Raw genomic sequence first — 1,759 nt, 5'->3', positions numbered from 1 at the left:
ATGGAACTTTCCACTCGTTTGATTTCAGCTTCAAGTCTTTTAATCTCAGAATGAAATAAGTCTTCAAGTCTTTTAATCTCAGATTGGAATAAATCCTTGCTAACCAACTCATTTCTTATTTGCTCAATGGCTTCTTGCTTTAAATTCTCAAAATTAAGCCTTTGCGTTGTTGCTCTATCATTAGCAAATTCTTCAAAAGCTTGAATGAGTTTTTTAGCTTGATCAGTATCTGAAAAAATACTTTCCAATAATGCTTTAAAGCTCTCATTGAGTGTAATTTCTTTTTTCATATCATATCCTTGCATGCTTAACTCCTAAATTATAACATATTTTTCATGTGCGTTCTTAGGCTACATTTCCAATTTGCTTCCACCATGTTTTTTTCTCAGAGTGAAATCTATAACCTAATTGCTTGATTTTTTCATTTAAACCATAGGTATTTCCTACAATCCAATAATAACCATCTTCATTTTTCACTTCGAGTCCCAAAGATAACAAAACTTGTCTTTCATCTTCGCTAAAAGTTGTAGCGTTTGATTGTGAAAAGTTTTGTGAGAAATCAACTTTCTTTTTGTTTTCCTGAGTATTGTTTTGTTCGGCTTCAATATCGATAACAATATCGCTACTTTCAGTCATTCCAACGCCCATTTCTTCAGCAGAATATAATCCACTAAGATTGAAAGCTTTTCTAAGTGCTTGTGACTCGGCTACCTTTTTTAGCATGGTATCAGGTTTTGTAGTCCAAAATGAAGTAGCTTCACCTGATGCTTTCTTTTGAACATATTCATTATAAGCAACTTCTACGACAAAAGGTTTATCGCTATCAGTACGATGGACTTCACAAACGGCAACTAGATCTTGAATGTATTCCCATTTTCCATTATCATTTAATCGTGGAAATTGTTTAATTTCACTATAAGAGCGAATTCCGCCAAATTTTCCTGTTTTATGGGCAATAGCTAAAAAACCATCTCTTCCCACTAAAGGATCAATTTTATCCACCCACTCTTTTTTACCATTAACTTCAACCTGCGATCTTCTTGGCACAAAAAATATCTGTTTCAAAAACGGATCTAAATTATACTTATTAGCAATATTTAGACAATATTCCATTTCAACAGTTTTAGCGTTGACAGGAAAGAAATGTTTTCGAATTAATTCAATTTTTTCTTGTGTGAAAGAAGTACTAACAGCTTGATTTTGAGTATTTGTAATTTTTGTGTTCATTTTTATATCCTTTTTTATATTTTGAATAAAAAAAGGAATAGAAATTTATATTGCCCAAGAAGGGAATAAAAAAATCTATTCCCAACTTATAGGGCGTGTTAAGCTAAAAGTTAAAAATTAACTTTTACTTTCGTTAGTGTGTTTATCATTGATATAATGAGCTACTAAAACCAATGTACCAAAAATAAGAGTGATAGCACCGATTAAAATAGCTATATTATAACCATCCATTTTTTCTCCTTTTTTCAAAAAAAGCTCAATCTTTAAGAAAGATTGATGATAATGCAACTACCGTTAAAATTAGCAAACTTTCGATGAGGATAATAAAAGCTCTACCATCGCCCGTTTGTAAACCATAAAGACTATTTACAAACAATCCTATGCCGATAGACTCCATAAATCTTAAAATTGCTTTTGTAGGTATTTTTGCAAATATTACTATTTTTTTGAAAAAATTTTTCATTTTTTCTCCTTATCTTATAACATAAAAAATGTTAGAAGTCAAGGGATAGAAGTATCCCTAGTGGGATAG

At 30.9% G+C, this 1,759-nt stretch carries 3 protein-coding genes; all 3 read right to left on the bottom strand.

Translation table 11 applies throughout. The annotated features are described in order from the left end of the window. The coding region (locus tag CCO88_RS03775; RefSeq protein WP_238322095.1) for a hypothetical protein at positions 1-290 on the bottom strand (290 nt) is incomplete at its 3' end. A 55-nt stretch (positions 291-345) separates the two neighbouring features. Further along, a complete protein-coding gene (bet, locus tag CCO88_RS10160; protein WP_002839460.1) occupies positions 346-1,227 on the bottom strand; it encodes a phage recombination protein Bet in 882 nt (293 codons plus the stop codon). A gap of 256 nt (positions 1,228-1,483) precedes the next feature. Continuing rightward, positions 1,484-1,690 carry a hypothetical protein gene (locus CCO88_RS03765; RefSeq protein ID WP_002794998.1) on the bottom strand — a complete coding sequence of 69 codons (207 nt, stop codon included), beginning with the start codon at positions 1,688-1,690 and terminating at the stop codon, positions 1,484-1,486. Positions 1,691-1,759 lie beyond the last annotated feature (69 nt).

Origin of the sequence: Campylobacter coli LMG 9860 (assembly GCF_000254135.1) — a bacterium.
GTDB lineage: Bacteria > Campylobacterota > Campylobacteria > Campylobacterales > Campylobacteraceae > Campylobacter_D > Campylobacter_D coli.
This window is presented reverse-complemented; position numbering and strand designations above follow the sequence as displayed.